This is a genomic window from Neisseria sp. HMSC074B07, assembly GCF_001810355.1.
Lineage (GTDB): Bacteria > Pseudomonadota > Gammaproteobacteria > Burkholderiales > Neisseriaceae > Neisseria.
In genome coordinates this window covers 55089-74818 of the sequence record NZ_KV800928.1, presented here as the reverse complement: position 1 = coordinate 74818, position 19730 = coordinate 55089, and the positions used below count along the sequence as shown (strand labels likewise).

Below are 19730 nucleotides of genomic sequence, written 5' to 3'. Positions count from 1 at the left end.
TGCGAAGGTTCGAATCCTTCCTCCCCAGCCAAATAAGAGCGTGTAAGTTCCCTTACACGCTCTTTTATGTTGAAAATCAATGACAACGCAGAAAAACTTTGTTTTATAGTGATAAATTTGGATTGTGATGAGGCGTACCCGCGATATAACGCTGCAAATTTAATTCACTATGCCGTTCATTGTGCGTATAATACCGCTCGTAATGTCTTGGACATAGGCAGAGGGAAGCATGACGTTTTCTGAGCGGAAGTTAAACATAAAATCAGGTGAAAATATGGCTGCATACGACAGTTTGATGGTATTTACCGGCAACGCAAATCCGGAGTTGGCTCAACGCGTTGTCAAACACTTGGATATTTCGTTAGGCGAAGCCTCCGTATCCAAATTCTCAGACGGCGAAATTGCCATCGAATTGATGGAAAACGTCCGTGGTCGTGATGTATTTATCCTGCAGCCCACCTGCGCCCCAACCAATGACAACCTGATGGAAATCCTGACGATGGCCGATGCGCTGAAACGCGCTTCTGCCGGTCGTATTACCGCAGCAATTCCCTATTTCGGCTATGCCCGCCAAGATCGCCGTCCGCGTTCTGTACGCGTTCCGATTTCCGCCAAACTGGTGGCCAATATGTTGTATTCCGCAGGTATCGACCGTGTTTTGACTGTCGATTTGCATGCCGACCAGATTCAGGGGTTCTTTGACATCCCTGTCGACAACATCTATGCCACTCCTATTCTGTTGAATGACATCAAACAGCAGCGGATTGAAAACCTGACTGTAGTCAGCCCTGATATTGGCGGTGTGGTCCGCGCCCGCGCTGTGGCAAAATCATTAAATGCCGATTTGGCAATTATTGACAAACGCCGTCCGAAAGCCAATGTGGCGGAAGTTATGAACATCATCGGCGACATCCAAGGTCGTACCTGTTTGATTGTGGACGACATGATTGATACCGCGAATACGCTGTGTAAAGCTGCCGTCGCTTTGAAAGAGCGCGGAGCAGAACGTGTCTTGGCATATGCCAGCCATGCCGTATTCTCGGGAGAGGCAGTCAGCCGTATTGCCTCGTCTGAAATCGACCAAGTTGTCGTTACCGACACCATCCCTTTGTCTGAAGCGGCCAAACAATGCGACCGTATCCGTCAAGTGACGATTGCCGGCCTTTTGGCTGAAACGGTCCGCCGCATCAGCAATGAAGAATCCGTCTCATATCTTTTCAATGAAGAAGTGATGACAGGCAGCATGTTGCTGCCATAACCCCGAAGCCGTCTTAAGCTGGTCGCGGCCGATGACGGTAGTTTTATTTAATTTGGAGTATTTAACATGACTTATGAAATTCAAGCCTCTGTTCGTGAAGCACAAGGCACTGGTGCGAGCCGCCGCCTGCGTCGCGAAGGCCAAATCCCCGGCATTTTGTACGGTGAAGGTCAAGAGCCCGTTGCAATTGCTGTGGATCACAAAACTGTATTCTACGCATTGGAAAAAGAATCTTTCCACACTGCACTGATCAAACTGTCCCTGAACGGTGAAACCAAAGACGTTATCGTCCGTGATTTCCAAATGCACCCGTTCCGTCGCGAAGTTCAACATATCGACTTCCAAGCCGTTAAAGCCGACCAACCTGTACGCATCCGCGTTCCCCTGCACATTGTTAACGCTGAAAACTCTCAAGCCGTTAAACTGCAAGGCGGTCGCGTATCCCTGTTGAACACTACTGTTGAAGTGGTCGCTTTGCCTGCCAACATCCCTGCATACTTGGATTTGGACTGCACTAAAGTCGTTGCCGGCGACATCCTTCACCTGTCTGACATCCAACTGCCTGAAGGTGTAGAAAGCGTTTCTCTGAAACGTAACGAAAATCTGGCGGTTGCTACCGTTACCGGTAAAAAACGCTAATCATCGTTTCAAGGATGATTTGAAAAAACTGCACTAGTAATAGTGCAGTTTTTATTTTGCAGCCGTAAGTTAATTGCTTGATAGGACTTCAATAAAAAAGCATTGCAATGGAAATTTGCAATGCTTTTTTGTTATACCTCGCACCAATCTGCCGATTCTTGCCTTTGCATCAGTGCATTGGCTTGGCTTAAATTGGCGTCGGTCAGTACGGTATGGGTTGCGCCTGCCGCAACTTTTTCCCGTGCAATCAATACAGTATGGGGGAAATAGGTTCGGACTTGTTCGTAATCATGCAAAACGGCAATGATGGCTTGGCCTTCTTCATAACATTGTTTCAATACGTCTAGCAATGCGTAAGTTGTCCGAGCATCTACCGCGTTAAAAGGTTCGTCCAAAAGCAAGAAGTTGGCGTTTTGAGCCAGCATCCGCGCAAATAGAACACGTTGGAATTGCCCGTTGGAAAGGTGGGCGATTTGACGGTCGGCAAGATCCTGAACGCCGACGCGCTCCAATGCAGCCATCACCCGTTGGTGTTGTTGGGCGTTTACGCGGCCAAAAAAGCCTATTTCGTACCATAAACCCATCGCGGCAAGCTCAAAGACAGTCATGGGCTGGCTGCGGTCAATGTCCGACTGCTGGGGCAGATAGGCGATATCTTTACGTTGCAATCCTTCAAGGGACACTTTGCCCGTATCGATGTTTTGAAGTCCCATAATGGCTTTGAGCAGCGTGGATTTTCCCGCACCGTTGGGACCGAAAATTGCCCACATGCTGTGGTCTTCAAAAGTAATATCGATATGGTGGATGGCAGGGCGGCGTTGGTAGCTGACTGTCAGATTTTCTACCTTGATGCTCATGATGCGACTGCCCAAAAATATATTGCCCATAATGCTGCAATTGCGAGAAGGGCAATCAGCAGCCGTTGGATTAGGCCGGTTAAGAGAATGGAATTCATAAGTCGTAAAGTATTCAGACGACCCTAAGGTGATGAGTTGGCGCAAGCAGATAAGAACATCGGCGGCATATAACAAATTTTGATTTTGCTATGAACCGAAGTAAGGCGCTACCGAATTATTGGTTTGCTCTAAGAGGGGGATAGGTCGTCTGAAAGAAAGTAAATGAGTTTTGAGATGATACTGTATAACATTCTGACTGTAAATTTGTTTTTGACAATACAAGATTGAAAAGAAGGCGGCATAGTTTGTTTGATGCTTGGGGTCGTCTGAAAATGTTTTTCAGACGACCTTTTCGTTATTGGATGGAGTCACGCTATCTGTATTTGAACATAGCCACCCGTATCAGTTTGATTTTTATTTTTGCGCCTTCTGATTGGCTTTATTGTTGAGTGAACGTAACTGGTGTGCTACGAAATCCCTGGCAGCTTCCACTTGGGACGGAACGGTCGGGTTTTCCCCAAAATATGAGATTTTCGGCAGTGGGCTGAGGAAACTGTCGATGTCTTGCGGGGTGAGGAAACGGCCGTGCAGGTCGAAGCCGACGTTTAAGGCGCGGCCGGGGATTTCTGCCAGACGGTCGTGCAAATGGCCGTATAAGTGATACCAGCCTTTGTGGCAGCCGTCCCATTCGTTAATCGGGTAGTGGAACAAAATCAGCGTGTTGTCTATTTCGTCCAATTGCAGTTTTCGGTAGGTTCGGGCGGATGACAGTAACGGGTGGCCGTCGTGTTTGACGGTTTCAAACAGGTATTTGTTGTGACGGCGGACGATGTCGTCGTGGTTGCCGTAAATCAGGTGGTGTTTGCCGTTGAGGCGCGATAGGACGGCTGCGATTTTTTTGATGTCGTGGGCGAAAGACAAATCGCCCAAGTTGTATACGTCGTCGTCAGGGGAAACGGTTTCGTTCCATGTTCTGATCAGGTATTCGTCCATGTCGGCGATGTTGTCGAACGGGCGGAACTGCGGGCAGAATTTGGCGATGTTTTTGTGCGAAAAATGTAGGTCGGATGTGAAAAAGATTTTGCTCATGTTGCGTTTCCTGTGATTTTTCGATGCGGTTTATGGTGCGGTAGTGCGGCTATCGGCTTGAACCGTCTTGCAAGCGGGCGTATGCTGGTTATGTTTATTATGTGGTTAAGGAGTATGTATGCGTTTGGTTATTGCCGCGCCTGCCAACGGCGCACTATTAAAAGACGCGCTTAAAGCGCATTTGCAAAACGATCCGCGTGTCGGTAGTTTGGTTGATTTATCCTCGTTGGACGGAACGTATCCGCAGCTTTCGTTTGCGGCGGCGCAGGAAGTGGCGGCGGGACGTGCCAACCGCGCGCTGTTGATTTGCGGTACAGGCGTGGGTACGGCGATTGCCGCCAATAAGGTACGCGGCATAAGGGCGGCGACGGCGCACGATTTGCTTACCGTCCGCGGCTCGGTGGAAAACTACGACGCGCAGGTGTTGTGCATGGGGCAGAATGTGATTGCCGCGCCTGCCGCTTGGGCGCTGGTGGATATTTGGTTGGATTTGCGCCACGACACAAGCAGCAGTTATGCGCCTAAGGTTGGCGAAATCGAGGCATTCGAACGCGGGGCGTAAGCGCATTATTGTTTTGGTTTTATAGCGGATTAAAATAAAAATGAGACAAGGCGGCAACGGGTGCCGTGTACGGATAGTACATAAGGGCGTTGGCAACGCTGTATCATTGCAATTTTAATCCGCTATAAACAGACGACCTTGTCGTACCCTGCCATCAAGGTCATCTGAAAACGTTTAAATGCTTATTTTCCGCTTTTGCTGCAAGGATGCTTCGCGCTGTTGTCGCAGACGGTAAAATTACGCAACTGGTTGATAGCCTCGAAGACTTCGGCTTTGTTGGGTGCATAGCGGAAGGCGTATTGTTTCACATACAGGCCGTCGTTGCCTTGTATTGCTTTTACCCAAGTAAATTCGGATTTGTTGGTTTGTGGGTTGTTTTCGCAAGCCATCAGCCATAATACGAAGGGATAACCGTTTTCTTCCCCTTCCCGTACGGTGTCAAAGTTGCCTTTCGGACAGGCATTCTGCCATAAGGAAGCCATATCTGCCCGAAATCTTTCTACGCCCGGTTTCGCGCCTGCCATGGATTGCAGGGTGATCATTTTTGTCCAGTTGTCGACAGTCTGTTTTTGCGGTACGAGCTCGACCATGATCATGCCGTTTTGTTCGGTTTGATAGCCGATTTTGAAGTCTTTGGGCGGTTCACCGAAAGACGCTTTCTCCGCAGCTTGCGCCGCCTGTGCTGCCAGAGGGAGCATTACGGCGGCAAGCATCAATTTTTTGACAATATTGGTTTTTTTCATCGTTTTTCCTTTTGCAATAATGAGGGGCGGATGAAACAAAGCATCCGCCGCCGTCATATTATCACAAGCGTCTAGCGTTTTCAGACGACCTTACAGTTGTCTTAAAAATGCTTGAATAAACGCAATCTTATCCAGTTCAGGCATGGCGTTGAACGTTTCGCGATGCTCGTGGATGTGGTCGATTAAGGGGTAAAACTCTTCATCGACGTGGCGTTTGTCGAGCTTGCGTCCGATGTTGCCTTCGTTGCTTCGTCCCAGAAACTTGGAAATCAAGTAATACGGCGATTTGAGTTTGAACAGCATTTCGCCGTTTTGCGCATCAAATACCATAAAGCCTTCGTGTTCCACGTTTTTCAGACGACCTTTCAGCTCGCCGAACGTAATGTTTTTCAGCGTTTCGGGGCGGCGGATGCCGTATTGTTTGCCGATTTCGTCCAATTCCGCTTCAGAAAATTGACGACCTGTCGCCACGTCGATGCAGCCGATTAGGGTTTCACCCAATTCTTCGCGGATGATGTGGATATCTTTCGCGTCTGTGATTTCAAACAAAAAAGTGTGATTCGGATAAGCGCGGAACAGGGTTTCGTATTGCGCGCAGTGTGCGGCGGTCATGTCGGCAAACGCGCTATCAAGCGAGCCGGTGGTCGAATACAGCACTTTGCCGTCAAACGCCGCGCCGTGGGACGGGTGGTCGTCTGAAAGCGAGACGAAAGTGCAGCAGCCGAGGAAACCGTTTACTTTTACCACCGCATCCACCAATCGCTCGTCGCTAATGCGGATCGGATAACGGCTGCCTTTGGCAATACGTTCCGAATAATTGAACACTTTTTTAAACGGACGCACGATGATGCGGTTGTGCGCTTCGATAATCAAACCGCGCATTTCCAGCAGCGCATCGTCGAAGCGGTTGTCGTAGAACACGCTGCGGGCGTATTTCAACACGCGCAATTCGGGGTAACGTTTGGACGCTTTGGCGGTAAAGTTGCGGCTGCCGTGTTGCAGATAATTTTCGGTGACGAAGGTTTGCTGCGCTTCGTCAAACGACAAGGGTTGCTGCTGGAAAGCCTGCATTTGCTTGATTTTTTCCAGTTGTTCCGCGCTGGCGGGTTGTACGGCTTCAACGTGGATTTCGTTTGCCACACGGTTTTGGTTCAGCTTGATATACGCCGCCAACACATCATGCTCTTTCACGCCGTGCAGGTTGGGATAGAAATTGTGCATACGGTAGATTTCTGTTTCAAAACCGCTTTTTTTCGCCAGATCCAACAAATGGCGGCAACGCGAAGCCTTTTGGTTGGTGTTGGAATGGATGATTAGAATATTGCGGTTCGGATTTTGGCGTCCGATTTTTAAGGTTTCGGTCATCAAGGCATTACCGCGCTTCTGCGCCTTATCCACCGCCTCGCCCGACCAGCGGTACACGCCGTTTTCATCGGTCATGAACAAGTCGTTTTCAATATGGACGATTTCGGCATCACGGTACTTCGCTTTAAATTCGGCGGCTTTTTGTTCGGCGAAAGTCGATTTTCCCGAACCTTGGTGTCCACGGATTAAGATGAATTTTTGCATGGTGTTTGGTTTCCTTATTTGGGTTTTCAGACGAAGTTTGGTGTGAGGGGTCGTCTGAAAACAATACGGGCGATTTCTTTATTGATTTCTTCCGTCAGCAAACGGACGGGATAACTTTGCCAATCGGGATAACGGCTGCTGTGATAACAATGCCAATAGCTGCGGATGCGGTTTTTCTGCTTTTGCCAATAAAGCGGGTTGTCAGCGAAAAAACGTGCCAAAGCCGCAGCGTTGTGTTGGAAAAATACGGCAACGTCAAATTGTATCGGCAAAACGTATTCGCCGAGCAACTGTGCGGCAAAAGGCAGGACGAACGCAGGCTGTCCGGCGGCGAGCAGCGGTTTGAAATGCCGTTCGCGAATATGACCGTCATGATGGCGAGTATTCAGACAGTGTGCCATCAGTTGCCGAACCTCATCTCCTTTCGCATGGAAAGCCGCATATTGGCGTCTGATGAGGCGGATTGTCTGTCCGTCTGAAACAACGGTTTCCCCTTGGAGGACGGACAAGCGACTGCGGTAGGGCTGCCGCAAAATCAGCGTTTCTGCCTCATGCCGCAAGGTCGCGGGAAAGGTTTCGCACAGGGCTAGTTTGTCAGCATTCATGTTTGCCACTCAATCTTTTACCGGTAAGGTCGTCTGAAAACGTTGTCCACCTTATTTTCAGACGACCCCTTGGCTAATTTACCGCCGCCAGCTCGGTTTTCTCAATCTCTTCCACCCAGAAATCCGCGCCCATACCTTGCTCGGCGAACGATCCGATGAGCGTGAACACTTGGTCGGAGAAGCCCCCGATGTTCAAGATGTCATGGCGGTTTTGCGCCTGTGCGGTGGTGTAGGGTTGGATGTCCAAGCAGACGAGTTTGGCTTCGGGGCAGCGTTGTTTCAGGATGTCCCATTCTTTCATCAGGCCGGTTTTGCCGCCCCATTGTCCGAGGTCTGCCCAGCTTTCGTTATCAGACACGATGACGACCAAATCCACATCGGCTTTTTCGCGGTTCAGCATGGCGAGCGGTGCGCTGCATGCCGTTCCGCCGCCGCCGATATTGGCGAGTTTTTGGGCGTTGGTCATGATGCTGTCGCGCGGGTTGAGCTGTACGTTTACCGTGATTTGTTCAAACGGTATCACGCGGGCTTTCGGATTGGTGCGCAACATGGCGGCGGACACGAGCGCGGCGATGTCGATACAGCGGGTTCTGCTGGTCGCGCTGCCGCGATAGCCGGTGGACGGGCTGTGCATGGAGCCGGAGACGTCCGGGCAAACCACGACTTTGCCTCGGATGGCCGGTACGTTTTGTACGGCGGTTTCCATCGCATCTTGCAGGGCTTCGCGGATTTCAAACGGCATCTGTTCGGATGTTGCCTGATACGCGGTCAGCAATTGGTAAGGCAGGACGCGGGCGCGGCGGATGGCGGTTTGGTCGCGCAGTTTTTCTGCCACCATTTTGATGTTTTTGCTTTTCGCAAACACATCATGGCGTAGGAAAGTGTTCAGGTTTTGGCGAACCTGCTGCCATGAGCCGTTGCGGGCGATTTGCGCCCAGTTGCCGCTGTTCAATTCCAAGGCAGTGAGCATTTGGAAGGGAACGTCGGGCAATGCGCCTTGGCGGCTTTGTTTGTAGTCTTCAAAGGCGCGGGTGATGGGCGGCAATGCTTCGCGGTCGTACGGTTTGCCGATAAGCCACGCAAACCAGGCGGCACGCCATGCTTCACGCGGTTTGGGATGCACCATTTTGACCACATCCGCCAGCGACGGAGCATTGCCGATAGCGGCGTTCAACAGTTGTTTTTCGGTAGCGGTCAAAAGCCAGGTCTGCATCAGTTTTTTCGGACGGTTGCCGAAGGACTTTCTGCCGACTGCGCCGCTGCGGATGATTTGCGCGAAGTTGCGCAACATTTTACCGTTGTCCGCCACTTGGTCGAACACGCGGGCAAGCATGTTCACGTCTTTTTGCGCCAATACGGCAAGCAACAGCGCGGGCATGTCTTTCATGAAGCCTTTTTGACGGGCGTACACGGCGGTTTTGGCGATAAACTCGGCATTCAGGTTTTCTGCCAATTCCAATACTTGCTCAAGCTGGTCTTGCGCATCGGTGTAGTAGGTGCTGTTCAGGCAGCCGGTGGCGGCAAGTTGGGCGAGCTGTTGCTTGGGTGTCAGCGTATAGGCGATGCCGCCTGCTTCGTTGCGGGTGTCGGCAGCGGTCAAACGGGTTTTAACGGATTGGAACAAGGTGGTGTTAGCCATTTTCATTTCCTTTCGTGTTGTTGGTTTTGGGTGGTCTGAACTGTTCAGACGACCTCGAATGGGTGGCAGCGCAGCGGCTAATATTTGAAGGGATACGTTTTTTTAACGTGGAAGGTTAATGTAATCCCTTCAGGCATCCGCCTGCTGCCGTAAAAAAAGGTGGGCGGCTAGATTGGCAGGATTTACGCCGTTTCCGGCGGCGGGAATCGAACCCGCAATAACCGATCTAATGTAATCCTGCCGGCATCCGCCCGTAAGGGGTGGTACATCTGGCAACAAGGAGTAGAGAAATTTTTACGCGCTCTATCCTCTGAGCTACTCTGCCATAGTTGGCGGCAGAGGCGGGATTCGAACCCGCGACCTCGAGCGTTAGCAGGCTGTAATTCCTCCTGCATTTGCCGAATGTACCTAAAACGGTTTTCATCGTAGGTCGTCTGAAAAGTTTCAGACGACCTTGAGTGATCAAGCGATACAGCAAGCCATCAGCCATTCAGGGAAACAAGGCTGGCATTTGCCTGCTGAATCAGAAAAGGTGGGCGACTAGAAAAACAAGACGTCAACGCCTATTAGGCGAGGCAGGAGTCGAACCTGCAGAAACCTTGTAGTCTTGTCGGCATTCGCCCTGTAACGACACGGCAGCTAAAAATTTACGGAAAATTCTTTCCTATAGAACTGTATTTCCCGCAGCATCTGCTGCATCGTTACATTTACAACATAGCCAACAGCGTGCCAACGATAAAAAAATTTCAAAATTAATTTTTAATTTATTGAATATAAAGAAAATATATTTTAATTTGGTCTTTTGCGGCAAAAAGCGTAGAATGCTGAAAAATATATTTTTAGATAGATTTATAGAAAATAAGATATTTAAGGAGATGTGATGCGATTCGATGATTTGGACAAACGCCTGCGGCAATACGAAACCGCTTACGATTTCTGCGTGCCGCAGGAAAATTTCATCGTAGTGCGCTTGGACGGGCGCGGCTTTACGCGGTTGACTAAGGAGGTTTGGCAGTTTGAAGCCCCGTTCGATATCCGCTTCCGCGACCTGATGGCACACACCGTCCAGCATTTGATGCAGTGCGGTTTCAATGTGGCGTATGGCTATTCCGAAAGCGATGAAATTTCGCTGCTGTTGCGCCGCGACGACGATACGTTCAAACGCAAAACGCGCAAAATCATTTCGGTATTGGCGGGCGAAGCCAGCGCTGCCTTTTCGGTAGCGCACGGGCAACCTGCCGCTTTTGATGCACGGGTTTGCGTTTTACCGAACGAAAAACTGGTGGTCGATTATTTCCGTTGGCGGCATGAAGACGCGCACCGCAACGCGCTCAACGCCCACTGCTATTGGATGCTGCGCAGAAAAGGCGAAAGCGTGTCCCGCGCCACGGATGCCGTCAGCGGGCTGACACGCGCTCAAAAACACGATTTGCTGTTTGAAAATAACATTAATTTCAACGAACTGCCCGCGTGGCAGAAACGCGGCTTCGGCGTGTATTTTCAGACGACCTTGAAAGAGGGCTTCAACCCGCAAACCAAAGAGAACGTGCAGGCGGAACGCCAAATTTTACATACGGATTTCGAGCTGCCTTTGGGCGACGGTTACGGCGCATTTGTCTTGGAAAGAATCGTTTAGAGGTCGTCTGAAAATGAATACTGCACCCAAAAAACAAGTCGCCGTCAGCTTTCTCGGTACGGTATTGGACAGCGGTTTCGGTCAAGGGCGTTGGCAGAAGTGGCGGCCGAATGTCGCCATGAATCAGCGTCATGATTTCCATCTTGACCGCATGGAGCTGTTTTATGCGGAAAAATACCGCGATCTGGCGGATCATGTAAAAGCCGATATTCAGCAGGTGTCGCCGCACACCGTTGTCAATCTCGTGCCTATGGAGTTGGAAAACCCGTGGGATTTTTCCGAGGTTTATACCAAGCTGCACGATTGGGCGGCGGGCTATACGTTTGATACTGAAGAAGAAACTTATCTCACCCACATCACCACGGGTACGCACGTTGCGCAAATCTGCCTGTTTTTATTGGTGGAATCGCGCCAAATCCCCGGTGTGCTGTTGCAGACTGCTCCGCCGAAAAACCAAAGGCGCAGCATGGGGAAAGGCGATATCGGCGGTTATGAAATCATCGATTTGGATTTGGCGCGTTACGATGTGCTTGCCGAACGCCTTGCCGCCGTGCGCGATGACGCGGTGCGCTACCTGAAAAGCGGTATCTCCACCCAAAACGCCGCCTTCAACCGCATGATTGCCGAAATCGAACAAGTCGCGCTGCATTCCCCGTCGCCGATTCTGCTCTCCGGCCCTACCGGCGCGGGCAAATCGATGCTGGCGCGCAGGATTTTCGAGTTGAAAAAGGTGCGCCACTTGATTAAAGGTGAGTTTGTCGATGTGAACTGCGCCACCTTGCGCGGCGACGGCGCGGCTTCCGCCCTGTTCGGACACAAAAAAGGCGCGTTTACCGGTGCGGCGGAAAAGCGTGAAGGCTACCTGAAAACCGCCGATGGCGGCGTGCTGTTTTTGGACGAAATCGGCGAATTGGGCTTGGATGAGCAGGCCATGTTGCTCAAAGCCATTGAAGAAAAACATTTTTATCCCGTCGGCAGCGACAAGGAAGTGCAAAGCAGTTTCCAGCTTATTGCCGGTACCAACCGCGACCTGCGGCGGGAAATCCGCGCCAGACGCTTCCGCGAAGACCTGTTTGCCCGCATCAATATCTGGAACTACCCGCTGCCCGCACTTGCCGACCGCCGCGAAGACATCGAGCCGAACATCGAACACCAGCTCGCGCTCGCTTCGCAGGAACTCGGTCGCGCCACCCGTTTCAATAAAGAAGCCCTGTCCGCCTACCTTGCCTTTGCCCATTCAAACGAAGCCCGATGGCGCGGCAATTTCCGCGACCTTGCCGCCAGCATCATGCGCCTGGCCACGCTTGCCCCGCAGGGCAGGATACAGGCGGAGCAAGTAGCGGCGGAAATTGAGCGGCTCAAATGGTTATGGGCTGAAGAGGCGGATTCAGACGACCTTTTACACAAGGGGTCGTCTGAAAAGGCGGATAACTACCCCGACAAAATCGATTGGGAAAATTTGGATTTGTTTGACCAGTTGCAATTGCAGAACGTGATTGACGAATGCCGCAAACACCAAAACATGGCGCAGGCGGGAAGGGCATTGTTTCATGTTTCCCGAAACAGCCGTGCCAAAACCAATGACAGCGACAGGCTGCGCAAATATTTGCAGAAATTCGGTTTGGAGTGGGGCGATATCGGGTAGTAGATGAGGCTTGAACCGAGCGGGTTGGGGCTGGAGAGGTTTTTATTTCGATTGGCTGGTATTAGGAAGGGTCGTCTGAAAAACTGTTCTCAAGATTCACTGAGTTCGTTTTAGCTCCGCATAAACTGACTGCGTCCGTTTTCAGACGACCTTTTACTTTGTGGCGGGGATGTATTTATGGTTTGGTCAGATAAGGATATAGATCCATACGTGCGTCTTGGCGTACGGCTAAATAGTCCGGTGCATAAAACCTCATCCCAGTGCCGTGATAAAGGCATTTTTGCTGAGGATCAGGATACAGTCCGCCACCTAAATAGCCGATTTCTAGCGGGTGCTGATTGGCAGCATACTGTTTCAACACTGCGGCAGCAGCTTGTGTTTGTTCGGCGGTGGGATGGTCGCCAGCTTGTCTCAGACCAAGCAGATCCCAAAAGGTTTTTCTAGGAGGAGTAATACGGATATTGTATGTCGTACATCCATCGTCATAAATTAGGTGTTCTATTTGGCGGACGGAAATTTGATAGTAACCGTGGCTGCCTACAATACTGAGGACTTGGGCTTTTGAAGAATCACCGCCTGCATAGGCTGCTAACGGAAACGATAGGAAGAAGAGGGGGATAAGGTGGCGCATAAGGTTTAGGTCGTCTGAAAGAGTGTTGGGCGTTACTGCAAGTTTAACATGACAGGTATTACGGAAAGTATAGTGGATTAAATTTAAACCAGTACGGCGTTGCCTCGCCTTGCTGTACTATTTGTACTGTCTGCGGCTTCGTCGCCTTGTCCTGATTTTTGTTAATCCACTATATTACGGAAAGTAGGAAGGTCAGGTATGGCGTTTTCTTTTTACTGGAAGGGTCGTCTGAAATTTTTCAGACGACCTTTTTGTCTTTGCTTGGAAAGATAACGCATTAAAACAATTACGGATTTTCGCTATGCGGGGAAATTTTCGTCACGCGTCGGCGTTTTTGGTGCAGGGGGCGGGTTTGTTCCGGCTGGAAAACGTAATCGAAAGGGCGAAGTTGCAGCGTCTGCCACAGGCGGTCCAGGTTGCGGGTGGCGGCGGCGCGGGTTTGTTCTGTGTCGGGCGTGAGGAAAATATGCAGGGCTTTGCCGTGTTGCTCGACGCGGTATTCTTGGATGAGGTCGTCTGAAATCATGGCGCGGCGGATGAAGTCGGCGTAGAGGGAGTAAGGTTCGCCGTTTGCCGTGCGTGCGTCGAGGATGTCGTCGCAGCGTCCTTCGATGGTGCTGATGCGGGCGAATGCGCTGCCGCAGGGGCAGGGGGCGTCGTTGGCAATCAAAACGTCGTCGAGGCGGTAGCGGATGACGGGTTGGCTTTTGCGGTTGAAGTCGGTGATGATGGGGGCGAAGCGGCCGCTTTCGCGGTCTATCCAGTCTTTTTCGATATAGACCATGTCTTCGTTCAGATGCAGGTTGCCGTGGGCGCAGGTGTGGGCGAGGAAGCCTTCGGTGCATTGGTAGATTTGATGAACCGGCGTGCCGAAGCGTTGTTCGATGCGGGTTTTGACTTGCGGTTCTAAAACTTCGGCAACGGAGATGATTTTTTTGGGGTGTATGGCGAGGTCGGGATGCTGGGCAAGCTGCTGCAATACTTGGGCGGGGGCGATGAGGATGGTGGGCTTTTGCGCGTTGAGTCTTGGGATGTGCGCGTCCAAGGCTTCGAGCAGGTCGTAAAAATCAAAGCGTATCAGCGGGCTTTTGACGGCGGTGTAGAGGTTGCTGTTGGCGCGCAGGAAGAAGGCGATGCTGTGGCGGGCAAGGTAGGGGCGGGGCAGCATGCGTTTGAGCATATAGCCTGCCCACAGGGCGGACTCTTCGGGGGAAACGAGGAATATGCCCCTGTTGCCGCTGGTGCCGGAGGAAAGCCCGACGGTGATTTCTTTGCCCGAGGTCGTCTGAAAAACGGGGCTGAAGTCGCGGCTTTCTTCGGCTTTGAGCGCGACGGAGAGGGCGTCTTTTTCGCTGATGTCGTAGGCGTTGATGTCGGCAAAATGCTGCATGAAGATGCGTTTGTTGATAACGGGGTAGTCTTGCAGCTTGGCGCTGTGGGGGTAGAAGCGGCTGTTGTGGTTCGTTAAAAGGCGGTCGAGCTGTTTTTGCTGGTGTGCTTCAAGGGCGGCGCGTTCCGTGTAGTTTCGTGTGTGGAAAAAGGATTTGAGGATTTGCCATTTTGAAGGTTTCATGGTGTGTTCTTTGGGGCGGTTGAGGGGCTTTGCTCGTCGGGTTTTCAGACGACCTGCTTTAATCCAAACCTTCCATGCCCAAGCGCCGCAAGGTGGGTTCGCAATGGCTGGGAACGAGGATGATTTCGTGGTTGCGGCGGTGGAGGTCTTGCAGGCGGTCTATGGTGGCTTGGACGGCGGTGCGGTTTTGGGCGATAAGGCCGGTAAGGGGGTTGGGGCGGCGGTTGTGGCTGATGGTCGCAAACCGCCAAACGGCGTCGGCAATCAGGAAAAATTCTCCGGCTATCAGCCCGTATTGTCCGGCGGCATGGCCGGGCAGGGCGACGGCAATCAAATCGGCACTGATGCGGTAGCCTTGTTCAAACGGGTAAAACGCTTCGTCAAGGCGGACTTCGGGCATATCTTCGATAAAGCGGGCGCGCTGCGGCAGGTCTTGGGGCAACAGCTCGCGCAGGAAGCCTTGTTTGACTTCGATGATGCGGTTGGTCAGGCTTTCGGGTTTGTCGGTACGGTAAACAAAATCGTAGGCGGCGCGGGAAAGGATGATTTCCGCGTCGGGGAAGTCTTTGAGGCCGGCAATATGGTCGGCGTGCAGGTGGGACAGGAAGATTTGGTTGATGTCGTGCGCGGCATCGCCCAAACGCTCGCGTATGGTCGGTTGGCTGAGGGTGACGGGCGTGGTCAGCGCGTAAAATTTCTCGGGAAATCGGCGGCAGGCTTGGAAAAAGCGGGGCGCGTAGCCGGTATCGAACAGCAGGTTGCCGCCTTGGTGGGTGATGTGGGCGGTCATGGCGGGAAAGGCGGCTTTACGCAGGCTGCCGCCCCGTTCGACCATACATTCGGGATGGGTGCAGTAGCCGGTGTGGTAGAAACGGATGTCCATAGCTTCAGCCTTTCAAGGAGCGGGCGTATTGCCGCAGTCCGTCGGCAACGCTGATTTGGGGTTCGTAGCCGAGCAGCGAACGGGCGCGGCTGATGTCTAGGGTTTGGTCGAAAGAAATCGTGCCTATGCTATAACGGGTGACGAGGGGTTCGCGAAAGGAACGGGTCAGCCGTGCCTGCGTTTCCAGTAGGCGGGCAACGCTGTCAATCAGGCGGTAGGAGACGGGTTTCAGACGACATCCGAGATGCAGGGTATCGATGATTTGCCGGTAGAGTGCGGTGATGGTTTGCGGTTCGCCGTTGGTGATGTTGAACGGCATGGCGCGGGGGACATCGGCTTCAGCTGCCAACAGAAGGGCATGGACGACGTTGCCGACGTAGGTAACGTCCACTAATGCGCCGCCTGCTTCGCGGCCGCTGCGCCGAATCAGCGGCAGAAAGCCTTTTTCGGAGATTTTGAGCAGGCGCGGCAGGACGGCGGTATCGTATTCGCCGAAAATGCCGCGCGGACGGATGATGACACTGGAGAGGTCGGTGGCGGCGGCAACTTCTTGTTCGGCAAGGAATTTGGTGTAAGCGTAGTCGTTGACGAAGTGGCGGCTGATAAAGGTTTCGGGGACTTTATGCTGGTCGAGGTAGTCGAAATAGATGCTGGGCGTGGAAACGTGTACCAGCTTGCCGATATGGTGGTGCCGCATCGCCGCTAAGACATTTTGCGTGGCGGTCACATTGGCGCGGTAGAAATCTTCGTAACGCCCCCATGGCGAGGACAGTGCGGCGCAATGGAACACGATATCGGCATCGGAAAATGCCTTCAGGGTCTGATTGCGGTCGGACAAATCGAAGGCGTGAAATTCCGTATCCAGCATTTTGCCGATTTCGGCATTGCGCCCGCAGGCGGCTACCTGCCAGCCTTGGGCAAGCAGCGTCTGCACAAGGTTGCGCCCCAGTCCGCCGGTCGCGCCGGTGACGATGGCCTTTTTCATGGTTTTTCCCAAACCAGTGCGCCCAAGCCCACGCCTGCGGATGTGCCGAACAGCAAAACTTTATCGCCCGAGCGGACGGGGAAGTCGGTCAGCAGGTGGTGCAGCGCGGAGGGGATGGAGGCGGAGATTTGGTTGCCGTGGGTGTTGAAAATATCGACGATTTTAGCCGGATCGAGTTTCAGACGACTGATGATGTGTTGCAAAGCGCCGCGGCTTGCCTGATGCGGAACGATCCAGTCTATGTCTGCCAACGTCAAATCTGCCTGCGCCAAAGTTTCATCCAAAAAGCCGGGTATGGCTTCGGCGGCAAGCTTGTAGAGCTTTTTGCCGTTCATGTGGAAATAGGCTTGGGAGACATAGCTTTCAGGATGTTTGGACGGATGGTTTTCATAGCCGCCCGCAGGAATGGTGCAAAATTCGTAGCCTTCGGGATGTACCTCGAATTTGCTCGTCAGCACGCCGCCGCGTTCAGACGACCTGATGACTGCCGCCGCCGCACCGTCGCCGAAAATGGTCGAACTGTGAAAATCGTTCCAGTCCAAGCCGACAGAGGCGACATCGCAGCTGAGCAATAAAATGGTGGGATATTTGTGTAACAGCGAATCCGCCAAATCCAAGCTGCGTAAGAACGACAAACAGGTCATGTTGACGTCGAATGCGGCAATCGGGCGAGCGGGCTTCAGCAGCCGTAATGTATGCGCGGCGTTGAAGGGAATGCATTGACGGTCGATGCCCGAAGCGTTGATGACGCAGTCCACATCGTCAATCGTGATGCCTGCCGCCGCCAGCGCATTTTTTGCGGCTTGAAGCTGCATCGCATCGGCAGATTCGTCATCCGCCAGAAAGTAGCGTTGCGCCAAGCCGCTGAGTTTTTCGGTGCGGCCTTCTTTGATGCCGAGCAGGGCGTCGATTTCGGTGGAAGGGACCAGCCGCGAAGGCAGTCCTTTGCCTGTACCGATGATGTTGAGACGGAGGGATGGGTTCGGATGAGTCGTTTGCATAATATATCCGCTAGTGAGTAATACTTCAGCATAGTATTAATATTTTGTCATTGTCAACGTTTATATCCGCGGCAAACTCAAAAAAAGGTCGTCTGAAAACCTGTAAACGGCTTTTCAGACGACGTTGCCAATATCTTTGTATAGTGGCTTAACTAAATCAGGACAAGGCGACGAAGCCGCAGACAGTACAGATAGTACGGCAAGGCGAGGCAACGCCGTACTGGTTTAAAGTTAATCCACTATAAAACTGCCGTTCAGCCCATCAGCCAAACCACCAAATGCACCATGCTCGGCCCGATGATGACCATAAACAGCCCCGCCAAAATCATGGTCAGGCTCGCCATCACGCCTTCGGTTTCGTGGCGTTGTCCGGCGCGGGAAGTGCCGAAGCCGTGGGCGGCGTTGCCCAGTGCGACACCGTTGGCGGTGTGGAAGCGGATGCGGGTGAACGCCAAAAACAAATCGCCGAATATCATGCCGACGAAGCCGGTGATGATGGTGAATAGCGATACCAGCGACGCCGAGCCGTGGATTTCACTTGCCAATACGACGGCAAACGGCGTGGAAATCGAGCGCGCCATCAGGCTGTTGGTGACTTCGCTGTCGAAGTGGAACATATTGCCCATCAAAAACGCGCTGGCCACGCCGACGAACATGCCGACCAAAATCGCTATCGACAGGATGGGAAGCTGGCGGCGGATGACCTCGCGGTTTTCATAAATCGGAATGGCGAAGGCGACCGTTACCGGCGTGAGCAGGAAAACGATGCCTTGCGTGTATTTGTGGTAAGTGTCGTAGGAAATGCCCAAAAGCAGCATCAGGACGATGGTGCTGACCGAGACGGTCACGACGGGCGAGAAAATCATCAGCGGTTTTTTGCGGTAGATTTTTTTCGCCATAAAATAGGCGAAGCAGGTCCAAGCGAAGCAGGCAAGCGCGGCGTAATCCATTTTTGTTCCCTATCAGGCGTGCAGTTTTTTATACAGGCGGCGTTTCCAGCGGTAGCAGAAATTCAGCGTCAACGCCGTGCTGATCATCACCAACGCAGTGCCGACCGCAATCGTCAGCACCAGCCGCCAACCTTCGGAAAGAAGCAAATCGCGGTATTGCAATACGGAAACCATAATCGGAATAAAGAAAAACACCAACTCGCCCAAAACCCATTTCGCGCCGCGCTCGACCATGCCGGTTTTAATCACGCCCAAACCCAACAGCGCAAGCATCAAAAACAGCCCCAATACGCCCGAAGAAACAGGCAGATGGGCAAAGCGCACCATCAAATCCGACACCAGCCACACCAAGCCGACCATGGCAAGCTGCAAGGTCGTCTGAAAAAATCGCGTCAGCGTATCCATAAGGTTTATCCATCCGTAATCCAAAACGAAGGCTTGATTATAAGGACGCAGTTTGCGCATAATATGAATTATCTGCATCAAAATCATGCATGAGAGGAATAATGGACTTCAAAAGCCTGCACTGTTTCGCCGAACTCGTGCGCCTGCAAAGTTTTTCTGCCGCCGCATCCGCACTCAACCTGACCCAACCCACCGTCAGCAAAACCATACAGGCATTGGAAGAAGAGCTGGGTGTGCCGCTGCTGGTTAAAGAAAACGGCCGCAAAAAACGCCAGGTCGCCACCACACCCATCGGCGAAGAAGTGTACCGCCACGCGCTGAACCTCCTGCACGAACGCGACCTGCTGCTCGCCCGCATCGACGGTTACCGCCACATCAAAAGCGGCACGCTGCGGCTGGGTTTGGCACTGCTCGGCAGCGACCTGCTCAGCAACGCCCTGTTCCGCTTCCGCCGCCAATGGCCCGGCATCGAACTGACCTTCCTCGAACAAGGTTCGCTCGCCATCGAGCAATCCCTGCGCAACAACGAACTCGACGCCGGACAACTGCTCGCCCCCGTTCACGAAGACTTCGACAGCATCGTCCTGTGCGATTACCCGCTCGTCGTCCTCATGCCGCGCACCCAAGCCCGCCATGCCGCCCTCAGCCTCAAAAGCCTGCAACACGAACCGTTTATCCTCTTCGGCTCAGGATTTTCCCTCAACGAAACCATCCAAACCGCCTGCCGCAGCCAAGGCTTCACCCCCAACGTCGTCTGCCGCACCGGACAATGGGATCTGCTCGCCGACATGGTGGCGCACCATATGGGTATCGCCCTTCTGCCCGAATACTACGCCCGCAAAATCAACCCCGACACCTTCGCCGCCGTCCCGCTGACCGAACCCGAAATCCGCTGGCAACTGACCATGGCGTGGAAAAAACACCAGCGTCCCACCCCCGCGCTCAGGGCTTGGCTGGACATCGTCAGGGAAGAGTTCAGGAAATAGAAAAAGGTCGTCTGAAAACTTTTCAGACGACCTTT

Annotated in this window: 19 protein-coding genes; 6 read left to right on the top strand and 13 right to left on the bottom strand. The window is 52.5% G+C overall.

Features of this window, described 5'->3' with window-relative positions:
- Positions 1 to 274 precede the first annotated feature (274 nt).
- Positions 275 to 1258: a ribose-phosphate pyrophosphokinase gene (locus HMPREF2726_RS05980; RefSeq protein ID WP_045072760.1), complete on the top strand. Its 984-nt coding sequence runs from the start codon at positions 275 to 277 to the stop codon at positions 1256 to 1258.
- Positions 1259 to 1324: 66 nt separating this feature from the next.
- On the top strand, positions 1325 to 1897 hold the full coding sequence (locus HMPREF2726_RS05975; protein WP_003755233.1) for a 50S ribosomal protein L25/general stress protein Ctc: 573 nt from the start codon (positions 1325 to 1327) through the stop codon (positions 1895 to 1897).
- A gap of 131 nt (positions 1898 to 2028) precedes the next feature.
- Here HMPREF2726_RS05975 and HMPREF2726_RS05970 read toward each other — a convergent pair whose 3' ends face one another.
- Both HMPREF2726_RS05970 and HMPREF2726_RS05965 read right to left on the bottom strand, forming a co-directional pair.
- Entirely contained in the window at positions 2029 to 2754 is a 726-nt protein-coding gene (locus HMPREF2726_RS05970; RefSeq protein WP_210399681.1) for a metal ABC transporter ATP-binding protein, read from the bottom strand.
- Between the two features lie 453 nt (positions 2755 to 3207).
- Positions 3208 to 3882 (bottom strand): hypothetical protein, encoded by a 675-nt coding sequence (locus HMPREF2726_RS05965; RefSeq protein WP_003762992.1) that lies wholly within the window; start codon positions 3880 to 3882, stop codon positions 3208 to 3210.
- Between the two features lie 118 nt (positions 3883 to 4000).
- Between HMPREF2726_RS05965 and HMPREF2726_RS05960 the strand changes: the two genes are divergently transcribed.
- Complete coding sequence (locus HMPREF2726_RS05960; protein WP_070602606.1) at positions 4001 to 4444, top strand: RpiB/LacA/LacB family sugar-phosphate isomerase; 444 nt, start codon at positions 4001 to 4003, stop codon at positions 4442 to 4444.
- A 182-nt stretch (positions 4445 to 4626) separates the two neighbouring features.
- Here HMPREF2726_RS05960 and HMPREF2726_RS05955 read toward each other — a convergent pair whose 3' ends face one another.
- The 4 genes from HMPREF2726_RS05955 to HMPREF2726_RS05940 all read right to left on the bottom strand — a co-directional run bounded on the left by HMPREF2726_RS05955 (position 4627) and on the right by HMPREF2726_RS05940 (position 9006).
- Positions 4627 to 5244, bottom strand: a complete 618-nt coding sequence (locus HMPREF2726_RS05955) for a hypothetical protein (RefSeq protein WP_070602603.1) — start codon at positions 5242 to 5244, stop codon at positions 4627 to 4629.
- A 33-nt stretch (positions 5245 to 5277) separates the two neighbouring features.
- Complete coding sequence (locus tag HMPREF2726_RS05950) at positions 5278 to 6756, bottom strand: RNA ligase (RefSeq protein WP_070602601.1); 1479 nt, start codon at positions 6754 to 6756, stop codon at positions 5278 to 5280.
- A gap of 26 nt (positions 6757 to 6782) precedes the next feature.
- Positions 6783 to 7361 carry a hypothetical protein gene (locus HMPREF2726_RS05945; protein ID WP_009311871.1) on the bottom strand — a complete coding sequence of 193 codons (579 nt, stop codon included), beginning with the start codon at positions 7359 to 7361 and terminating at the stop codon, positions 6783 to 6785.
- A 73-nt stretch (positions 7362 to 7434) separates the two neighbouring features.
- Positions 7435 to 9006: a TROVE domain-containing protein gene (locus tag HMPREF2726_RS05940; protein ID WP_070602599.1), complete on the bottom strand. Its 1572-nt coding sequence runs from the start codon at positions 9004 to 9006 to the stop codon at positions 7435 to 7437.
- Positions 9007 to 9880: 874 nt separating this feature from the next.
- On the opposite strand from HMPREF2726_RS05940, the gene HMPREF2726_RS05935 reads away from it, so the two are divergent.
- Both HMPREF2726_RS05935 and rtcR read left to right on the top strand, forming a co-directional pair.
- On the top strand, positions 9881 to 10636 hold the full coding sequence (locus HMPREF2726_RS05935) for a tRNA(His) guanylyltransferase Thg1 family protein (RefSeq protein WP_009311869.1): 756 nt from the start codon (positions 9881 to 9883) through the stop codon (positions 10634 to 10636).
- A gap of 13 nt (positions 10637 to 10649) precedes the next feature.
- Entirely contained in the window at positions 10650 to 12281 is a 1632-nt protein-coding gene (rtcR, locus tag HMPREF2726_RS05930) for an RNA repair transcriptional activator RtcR (RefSeq protein ID WP_009311868.1), read from the top strand.
- A 175-nt stretch (positions 12282 to 12456) separates the two neighbouring features.
- On the opposite strand, the gene HMPREF2726_RS05925 is transcribed toward rtcR, so the two are convergent.
- The 7 genes from HMPREF2726_RS05925 to HMPREF2726_RS05895 form a co-directional block, all read right to left on the bottom strand.
- Positions 12457 to 12912 carry a hypothetical protein gene (locus HMPREF2726_RS05925; protein WP_009311867.1) on the bottom strand — a complete coding sequence of 152 codons (456 nt, stop codon included), beginning with the start codon at positions 12910 to 12912 and terminating at the stop codon, positions 12457 to 12459.
- A gap of 286 nt (positions 12913 to 13198) precedes the next feature.
- Entirely contained in the window at positions 13199 to 14485 is a 1287-nt protein-coding gene (locus HMPREF2726_RS05920) for a F390 synthetase-related protein (protein WP_009311866.1), read from the bottom strand.
- A 58-nt stretch (positions 14486 to 14543) separates the two neighbouring features.
- Positions 14544 to 15368 carry an MBL fold metallo-hydrolase gene (locus tag HMPREF2726_RS05915; RefSeq protein ID WP_070602597.1) on the bottom strand — a complete coding sequence of 275 codons (825 nt, stop codon included), beginning with the start codon at positions 15366 to 15368 and terminating at the stop codon, positions 14544 to 14546.
- Between the two features lie 4 nt (positions 15369 to 15372).
- On the bottom strand, positions 15373 to 16353 hold the full coding sequence (locus HMPREF2726_RS05910; RefSeq protein ID WP_009311864.1) for an NAD-dependent epimerase/dehydratase family protein: 981 nt from the start codon (positions 16351 to 16353) through the stop codon (positions 15373 to 15375).
- Entirely contained in the window at positions 16350 to 17354 is a 1005-nt protein-coding gene (locus tag HMPREF2726_RS05905) for a 3-oxoacyl-[acyl-carrier-protein] synthase III C-terminal domain-containing protein (RefSeq protein WP_009311863.1), read from the bottom strand. The genes HMPREF2726_RS05910 and HMPREF2726_RS05905 overlap by 4 nt, the downstream gene beginning before the upstream one ends.
- 254 nt (positions 17355 to 17608) lie before the next feature.
- On the bottom strand, positions 17609 to 18304 hold the full coding sequence (locus HMPREF2726_RS05900; protein WP_009311862.1) for an LrgB family protein: 696 nt from the start codon (positions 18302 to 18304) through the stop codon (positions 17609 to 17611).
- 12 nt (positions 18305 to 18316) lie between these two features.
- Entirely contained in the window at positions 18317 to 18796 is a 480-nt protein-coding gene (locus HMPREF2726_RS05895) for a CidA/LrgA family protein (RefSeq protein WP_009311861.1), read from the bottom strand.
- Positions 18797 to 18810: 14 nt separating this feature from the next.
- On the opposite strand from HMPREF2726_RS05895, the gene HMPREF2726_RS05890 reads away from it, so the two are divergent.
- Positions 18811 to 19695: a LysR family transcriptional regulator gene (locus tag HMPREF2726_RS05890; protein WP_009311860.1), complete on the top strand. Its 885-nt coding sequence runs from the start codon at positions 18811 to 18813 to the stop codon at positions 19693 to 19695.
- Positions 19696 to 19730 lie beyond the last annotated feature (35 nt).

Excerpts from the sequence above, each read along its gene's own strand:
- HMPREF2726_RS05980 (WP_045072760.1), top strand. The coding sequence starts at position 275 with ATGGCTGCATACGACAGTTTGATGGTATTTACCGGCAACGCAAATCCG.
- HMPREF2726_RS05975 (WP_003755233.1), top strand. The coding sequence starts at position 1,325 with ATGACTTATGAAATTCAAGCCTCTGTTCGTGAAGCACAAGGCACTGGT.
- HMPREF2726_RS05970 (WP_210399681.1), bottom strand. The coding sequence starts at position 2,754 with ATGAGCATCAAGGTAGAAAATCTGACAGTCAGCTACCAACGCCGCCCT.
- HMPREF2726_RS05965 (WP_003762992.1), bottom strand. The coding sequence starts at position 3,882 with ATGAGCAAAATCTTTTTCACATCCGACCTACATTTTTCGCACAAAAAC.
- HMPREF2726_RS05960 (WP_070602606.1), top strand. The coding sequence starts at position 4,001 with ATGCGTTTGGTTATTGCCGCGCCTGCCAACGGCGCACTATTAAAAGAC.
- HMPREF2726_RS05955 (WP_070602603.1), bottom strand. The coding sequence starts at position 5,244 with ATGACGGCGGCGGATGCTTTGTTTCATCCGCCCCTCATTATTGCAAAA.
- HMPREF2726_RS05950 (WP_070602601.1), bottom strand. The coding sequence starts at position 6,756 with ATGCAAAAATTCATCTTAATCCGTGGACACCAAGGTTCGGGAAAATCG.
- HMPREF2726_RS05945 (WP_009311871.1), bottom strand. The coding sequence starts at position 7,361 with ATGAATGCTGACAAACTAGCCCTGTGCGAAACCTTTCCCGCGACCTTG.
- HMPREF2726_RS05940 (WP_070602599.1), bottom strand. The coding sequence starts at position 9,006 with ATGAAAATGGCTAACACCACCTTGTTCCAATCCGTTAAAACCCGTTTG.
- HMPREF2726_RS05935 (WP_009311869.1), top strand. The coding sequence starts at position 9,881 with ATGCGATTCGATGATTTGGACAAACGCCTGCGGCAATACGAAACCGCT.
- rtcR (WP_009311868.1), top strand. The coding sequence starts at position 10,650 with ATGAATACTGCACCCAAAAAACAAGTCGCCGTCAGCTTTCTCGGTACG.
- HMPREF2726_RS05925 (WP_009311867.1), bottom strand. The coding sequence starts at position 12,912 with ATGCGCCACCTTATCCCCCTCTTCTTCCTATCGTTTCCGTTAGCAGCC.
- HMPREF2726_RS05920 (WP_009311866.1), bottom strand. The coding sequence starts at position 14,485 with ATGAAACCTTCAAAATGGCAAATCCTCAAATCCTTTTTCCACACACGA.
- HMPREF2726_RS05915 (WP_070602597.1), bottom strand. The coding sequence starts at position 15,368 with ATGGACATCCGTTTCTACCACACCGGCTACTGCACCCATCCCGAATGT.
- HMPREF2726_RS05910 (WP_009311864.1), bottom strand. The coding sequence starts at position 16,353 with ATGAAAAAGGCCATCGTCACCGGCGCGACCGGCGGACTGGGGCGCAAC.
- HMPREF2726_RS05905 (WP_009311863.1), bottom strand. The coding sequence starts at position 17,354 with ATGCAAACGACTCATCCGAACCCATCCCTCCGTCTCAACATCATCGGT.
- HMPREF2726_RS05900 (WP_009311862.1), bottom strand. The coding sequence starts at position 18,304 with ATGGATTACGCCGCGCTTGCCTGCTTCGCTTGGACCTGCTTCGCCTAT.
- HMPREF2726_RS05895 (WP_009311861.1), bottom strand. The coding sequence starts at position 18,796 with ATGATTTTGATGCAGATAATTCATATTATGCGCAAACTGCGTCCTTAT.
- HMPREF2726_RS05890 (WP_009311860.1), top strand. The coding sequence starts at position 18,811 with ATGGACTTCAAAAGCCTGCACTGTTTCGCCGAACTCGTGCGCCTGCAA.